The 5,718-nt window shown below is 68.4% G+C and carries 8 protein-coding genes; 3 read left to right on the top strand and 5 right to left on the bottom strand.

Annotated elements, in window-relative coordinates; translation table 11 throughout:
* Together D180_RS11530 and D180_RS11525 are read left to right on the top strand one after the other, a co-directional pair.
* Positions 1-510 (top strand): amino acid permease (locus D180_RS11530; protein ID WP_017912911.1); only part of this gene is annotated, 510 nt, incomplete at its 5' end.
* Positions 511-597: 87 nt separating this feature from the next.
* Complete coding sequence (locus D180_RS11525; RefSeq protein WP_017912910.1) at positions 598-1,095, top strand: hypothetical protein; 498 nt, start codon at positions 598-600, stop codon at positions 1,093-1,095.
* A 131-nt stretch (positions 1,096-1,226) separates the two neighbouring features.
* Here D180_RS11525 and D180_RS11520 read toward each other — a convergent pair whose 3' ends face one another.
* Positions 1,227-1,733, bottom strand: a complete 507-nt coding sequence (locus tag D180_RS11520; RefSeq protein ID WP_017912909.1) for a hypothetical protein — start codon at positions 1,731-1,733, stop codon at positions 1,227-1,229.
* Between the two features lie 169 nt (positions 1,734-1,902).
* Here D180_RS11520 and D180_RS11515 point away from each other — a divergent pair, with 169 nt between their 5' ends.
* Positions 1,903-2,214, top strand: coding sequence for a hypothetical protein (locus tag D180_RS11515; RefSeq protein ID WP_017908674.1), 312 nt, complete (start codon positions 1,903-1,905; stop codon positions 2,212-2,214).
* An 85-nt stretch (positions 2,215-2,299) separates the two neighbouring features.
* On the opposite strand, the gene D180_RS23925 is transcribed toward D180_RS11515, so the two are convergent.
* The 4 genes from D180_RS23925 to D180_RS11500 form a co-directional block, all read right to left on the bottom strand.
* A complete protein-coding gene (locus tag D180_RS23925) occupies positions 2,300-2,626 on the bottom strand; it encodes a hypothetical protein (RefSeq protein WP_153753426.1) in 327 nt (108 codons plus the stop codon).
* A gap of 205 nt (positions 2,627-2,831) precedes the next feature.
* Positions 2,832-3,974: a PQQ-dependent sugar dehydrogenase gene (locus D180_RS11510; RefSeq protein ID WP_043090849.1), complete on the bottom strand. Its 1,143-nt coding sequence runs from the start codon at positions 3,972-3,974 to the stop codon at positions 2,832-2,834.
* Between the two features lie 135 nt (positions 3,975-4,109).
* Positions 4,110-4,553 (bottom strand): inner membrane protein YiaA, encoded by a 444-nt coding sequence (gene yiaA, locus D180_RS11505; protein WP_017908676.1) that lies wholly within the window; start codon positions 4,551-4,553, stop codon positions 4,110-4,112.
* Between the two features lie 456 nt (positions 4,554-5,009).
* A partial coding sequence (locus D180_RS11500; RefSeq protein ID WP_026143714.1) for a glycoside hydrolase family 3 C-terminal domain-containing protein occupies positions 5,010-5,718 on the bottom strand: 709 nt, incomplete at its 5' end.

Raw genomic sequence — 5,718 nt, 5'->3', positions numbered from 1 at the left:
CTGGCCGATGCCGCCAGCGGCTTCGGCGGCGAAGCGCTGGCGCTGATCCTCACCGTCGGCGCCACCATCTCCATCCTCGGCACCACCAGCAACACGGTGATGCTGGGGCCGCGCTTCCTGTTCGCGCTGGCCAAGGACGGCTACGGCCCGGCGTTCCTGGCACGGGTGCATCCGCGCTTCCGCACGCCGGCCGCGGCGATCCTGCTGCAAGGCGTGCTGTCGCTGGCGCTGGCGCTGTCCGGCTCGTTCGTGCAACTGGCGCTGCTGTCGATGGTCACCCGCCTGTTCGCCTACATCGGCACCGCCGCGGCGGTGCTGGTGCTGGCACGGCGCTATCGCGACCGGCCCGGCGCGCTGCGCCTGCCGGGCGGACCGCTGATTCCGCTGGCGGCGCTGTTGCTGGCGCTGGCATTGTTGCTCAGCGCCAGCTGGCAGAATCTGGCCGCCGCGGGCGTGGCGTTGCTGGTGGGCGCGCTGTTCTATCGCTTCCCGCGCAAGGACGCGGCATGAACGCCTTCACGCCGCCTTGCGCGCAGGTCACGCGCCGATAACCGCGGCGCCCGGACGCTGGACGCCCACCAGCGAGAGCCGCCCGCCATGAAACGACGCCGCGTCTACAGCGCTCCGGATCTGCCCACCGCCACGCGCGCACTGCAGGCCGCGCGCGGTGCCGGTGTCGACAACGACGACCTGTCCCTGGTCGCACGCGGCGACATCGAGCTGGACGCCATCCCGGACGACCGCAAGGAAGGCAAGACCGACACCGTGCCGGCCGCGGCGCGCGGCGCCCTGGGCGGCGGTGCCGCCGGACTGCTGGCCGGGCTGGCGGCGATCGCGGTGCCGCCGCTGGGCATCACCCTCGCCGGCGCCGGGGTCATGGCCATCGCCGGCGCCCTGGTCGGCAGTTGGTCCTCGGCGCTGGTCGGTTCCACCGTGCCGGATCCGGTGCGGCGCAACTTCGAAGAGGAAATCGAGGCCGGGCGCATCCTGGTGGTGATCGAAGGCGAGCCGGAGCTACTGGACGCCGCCGATGCGCCGATGCGCGCGGTCGGCACCACGGCCTTGCCTTACGAAGCGGCGGCTGTCGCGCACTGACATCACGCCAGCTAGGCCAGGCCTGGCGCGAGACGTTCTCCGTTGCGCAGTTCCGTACTGACGCGGCGGCACGGCCCGAAGACCCGCCGCCATGGCCGCCATGGCGTCGTCATCGGCGCGCGTGTCGTTCGTCAGGCGGCCGGTGTCAGCGACCGCATGCGCACCAACAGACCCGCGGCGTAAACCAGCCCGTAGGCGATCAGCGCCGCGGCGATGCTCATGGTCAGCGGACTGGCGTTCTGCAGGGTTTCCGCGCTGCCGCCGGCGAAGGCGCCGCTGGCCCAGCGCCAGGCCAGGCGCCCGAGCAACAGCACGCTCAGCGCGGCGCCGATCCAGGGATTTGGCGTATACCAGCGCGCGCCGTCCTGCAGTTCGATGCGCGTGTGGTGCAGGGCGAAGCCGCCCAGCGCGGCCCCGCCCACCGCCCCCAACCCCATGCCCAGGCGCACGGTGGGCAGGTGCACGGCCAGCCACGCCAGCAAGGCCGCAACCAGCAATAGGAATACCAACCGCACGCCCGTGCGCCGCGGCTGCCAGGGCTGGCGGCCGAAGTAGCGGCGGATGCGTCGGTAATACAGCCAGCCGACGCCGGCCGTGGCCAGGTACGGGGTCAACAAGGCGATGCCGTTGGCGGCCATGGGATTTGCCGGAAGAGAGGGGCGTAGCGGCGGATCGTAAGCCACCCTGAGCGTCGGCGCAGCCTGCCAGAAGGCATGAATGTTTCATATCGCGATCACGCCGCGCAGGGGCGGGTTTAACGCCGGCGTGGCTAGCGTGAAGCACATTCATCGCCCACGGAGAACCATCATGAGCGTTCCGTATCAGATCCCCGGCCGTGCGCCCAACGACGAGGACCGCAACAGCGTCTCGCAGTACTGGCGCGATCGTTTCGCCGACGAGCCCTATTACAGCGAAGGCGAGCGCTTCGAGGACTACGAGCCCGCCTACCACGCCGGCCACGAGGCGCGCATCCGCGACTTCAACCGCGCCTACGAGCAGGTGGAAGCGGAGTTGCACCGCGACTGGGACAACAACAAGGGCTCGCAGACGCTGAGCTGGAGCAAGGCCCGCCACGCCGTGCGCCGCGCCTGGGAGCGTGCCGGCAATCACCAGGAGTGAATCAGACAACGTCGCTTGGCGGCATATTGCCGCCGAGGACGCCGCGAGTCACGCCGCGCCTTGCGGTCTACGCGACGATCCTGCGTCATCCTCCCCTGAACAAGCCTGCATTGACCCCCAAGTAAAACGCGATGTTCGCGCACATCAAGCCAACGGAAGCTACAGAACTCCAGTAGCCAATCCGCCACTCTTCCTTGGCAGCGGACTTTCGCAGAATATAAAGAGAAGCAAAGGTGAGTCCGACAATTGCCGACAGAAACGCGATCTGCCGATCTGGCGCGATGCGGATTGGCAATGGGCGGCAGCAGACAACCTCAGCGATATCCCTGAATGCAAAAAGCGTCACCCAGCTAAACATGGTCAGAAGCAAAGCGGAGCAAACGAGAATCGTCAGTGCAACGCAGTTGATCAAGACGGCGTTCCTGGATGCAGCCATCTAAACCTCAGTTTCTGAGCGCGCGGGGTCGAGGCGCTCTCCCACAAATCGTGTTGTCAGGCGGCAGCAATATACTTTCCGCCACTCATTCTTCAGCCTTCGCAAGAGCATGGAACTTTACTGCTTCCAGGCATGAACGAGTGCCAGGCAGCGACGCAACCGTCGCTGCCTGGCGAGTGCGTCAACTCTCCAGCGGCTGCAACTTCAGCAACCGCCCACCGGCGCCATCCTCCAGCAGCCACAGCGCGCCATCCGGCCCCTGCTCCACCTCGCGGATGCGCTTGCCCATGTCGTAGCGGGCGGCCTCGCGTGCGGTCTCGCCGTTGAACTCGATCCGCACCAGCGACTGCGAGGACAGGCCGCCGATGAAGCCGTTGCCGCGCCACTGCGGGAAGCGGCTGCCGTTGTAGATGACGAAGCCGGCCGGCGAGATCACCGGCGTCCAGCTCACCTTGGGCGCGGCGAATTCCGGGCGCGTGCTGTGATCGGGAATCGGGCGGCCGTCGTAATGGTCGCCGTTGGACACGATCGGATAGCCGTAGTTGGCGCCGCGCTGGATCAGGTTCAGCTCGTCGCCGCCGGCCGGGCCCATTTCGTGCTCCCACAACCGGCCATTGGCGTCGAAGGCCAGACCGAGCACGTTGCGGTGGCCCAGCGACCACACCTGCGCGGCGACGCCACCGCGGTTGGCGAACGGATTGTCGGCCGGCACGCTACCGTCGTCGTTGAGGCGCACGATCTTGCCCAGGTTGCCGCTCATGTCCTGCGCCGGATCGAACTTCTGCCGCTCGCTGGAACTGATCCACAGCTTGCCGTCCGGCCCGAACGCCAGCCGATGGCCGAAGTGGCCGTTGCCGGACACCTTGGGCTGCTGCCGCCAGATCACCTGCTGCTGCGACAGGGTGCCGCCGCCGCTGCTGTCCAGGGTCAGCTTGGCGCGCATCACCGCTGCGCCGCGGGTATCGCCGCTGCCGGGTTCGGCGTAGCTCAGGTAGACCCAGCCGTTCTTGGCGAAGCCCGGATGCGGCAGCACGTCGCCGAGACCGCCCTGGCCGCCGTACGCCACGGTGGGGACGCCGCTGACCGTGCCGGTATGGCCGCTGACCGGGTCGATGCGCTTGAGCGTGCCGCCTTTCTCGCTGATCAAGGCGGTGCCATCGGGCAGGAAGCTCATCGCCCACGGTTCGTTGAAGGTGGCGACCGGCGTCGCCGAGAACGGCCAGTCGCCACGCCGCTCGGCGGCCGTGTCGGCGGGGGCGGCGTGCGCCGCAGAGATCGCCAGGCCCATGGCCAGCGCGCAAGCCAAACCCAGGGGAGTTCGCATGACGTGCACCTATCGGTTGGGGTCGAATCCCGAACCTAGCAGAGCCCGCGTGCACGGCAAGCATGCCGCGGCCAAGCCGTGGTCGCGGTCACGACGGCAGCGGTCTGCCCGCCCGGGGCAGCGCGCCAGAGCGGATCACTCCAGCGGAGGCGGCAGCGTCTGCCCGACGTGGCGCTTGCCGCCTTGACCGGCCCCCACCGCATCGCGGGTGTTCTTCTGCACCGCCACTGCACCGAACAGGCTAAGCGCGAAGGCCATGGCATAGAAGCCTTTCTCGCTCAGCAACAAGGTTGCATTGAACAGACCAACTGCCAACAGCACCAGCGCCGCGATCACCGAGAACCAGCAGATCGAGTAATACAACCCACTCACCGGAATGTCCTCGACGCGGTCGCGCACGCTCTTTTGCAGCGAGACCGCGGAGAACAGGCCGAACAGCAGGACCGTGAAGTAATAGCCCTTCTCGTTCAACATCATTTCGGCATTCCACAAGCCGATCAGGAACCCGCCCGTGCCCAGCAGCAACGCCCCCCAGGAGGCAGCGATAAAGGCGGCGGAGGTCTTGGGCGCAGCTTGCATGAGAAATTCCTTGTGATGAGGGAAGACCAGGATCGGCGCATGGGCGAGGCGCAGCGCGCATCCCGACAACGCAACCTGAATGCATAAGGTAGAGGAAAGCGGCGAGTTACGCACCCGATCACAGTGGATGCCGCGCCGCACCCGCCGTAGACGCCTGCAGCAGGCCGCATCGGAACGCTTCCGCAGATGCAGGCGGCGTCACGCCGCGTCCTGCATGGAAGGCCGGGAACGCAGGCCGCAGGCAGGAAGCCGACGCGACGAGTACACGCGCCCACACCCACGACAGGCGTCCGTTGCGACCCCACAGAGGCACGCCAGACCATGAAAGTGGCTGCAAGAGCAGCCAGCGCGCGTCCTCCGGGCCGCATGGCGCTGCCTCCGGATCAGGGCAATCCGCGCGACCGAATCACCATCGGCGTCACGCCCAGGTCGGCGACGGCTGTCGCTGCGCCAGGCTCAGCCGGGCAGCAGCTCGAAGGCCACCGGCTCGCCGCTGGCCGAGGACGCGCACACCCACAGGTCGAACAGGCCCGGCTCGGCCGCGCACTGTCCGTCGCGGCCGGTGAAGGCCAGCGCGTGGCGATCGAGGGTGAAGCGGACCTCCATGCCCTCGCCTGCGGCCAGCCGCACCTTGCGGAACGCCTTCAACTCGCGCACCGGGCGCACCCGGCTGGCGACGCGGTCGTGGATGTACAACTGCACCACTTCCTCGCCCTCGCGTTCGCCGACGTTGTCGATGCGCGTGGTCACGGTCAGGGTGTCGTCCCAGCCGACCTGGGTGCGATCGAGCTGCGGCGCGCCATAGGCGAACTGCGTGTAGCCGAGGCCATGGCCGAACGGATACAGCGGCGCGTTCGGCACCTCGCGCCAGCGCGACTTGAACTCGCTCATCGTCGGCAGTTCCGGCCGGCCGGTGCGCGGGTGGTTGTAGAAGTACGGCTGCTGCCCGGCATCCAGCGGGAAGCTCACCGGCAGGCGCGCGGACGGGTTGTAGTCGCCGAACAGCACGTCGGCCACCGCCGGACCGGTCTGCGTGCCCAGGTACCAGGTCACCGCGATCGCCGCGGCGTCGCGCACCGCACCCTGCAGCGCCAGCGCGCGGCCGTTGCGCAGCAGCACCACCAGCGGCGTGCCGGTGGCGGCGACCGCCTCGGCCAGCGCCTGC

It is taken from the genome of Xanthomonas sp. SHU 166 (genome assembly GCF_000364685.1).
In the GTDB taxonomy this organism is placed as follows: domain Bacteria; phylum Pseudomonadota; class Gammaproteobacteria; order Xanthomonadales; family Xanthomonadaceae; genus Xanthomonas_A; species Xanthomonas_A sontii.
This window is presented reverse-complemented; position numbering and strand designations above follow the sequence as displayed.

Excerpts from the sequence above, each read along its gene's own strand:
- D180_RS11525 (WP_017912910.1), top strand. The coding sequence starts at position 598 with ATGAAACGACGCCGCGTCTACAGCGCTCCGGATCTGCCCACCGCCACG.
- D180_RS11520 (WP_017912909.1), bottom strand. The coding sequence starts at position 1,733 with ATGGCCGCCAACGGCATCGCCTTGTTGACCCCGTACCTGGCCACGGCC.
- D180_RS11515 (WP_017908674.1), top strand. The coding sequence starts at position 1,903 with ATGAGCGTTCCGTATCAGATCCCCGGCCGTGCGCCCAACGACGAGGAC.
- D180_RS11510 (WP_043090849.1), bottom strand. The coding sequence starts at position 3,974 with ATGCGAACTCCCCTGGGTTTGGCTTGCGCGCTGGCCATGGGCCTGGCG.
- yiaA (WP_017908676.1), bottom strand. The coding sequence starts at position 4,553 with ATGCAAGCTGCGCCCAAGACCTCCGCCGCCTTTATCGCTGCCTCCTGG.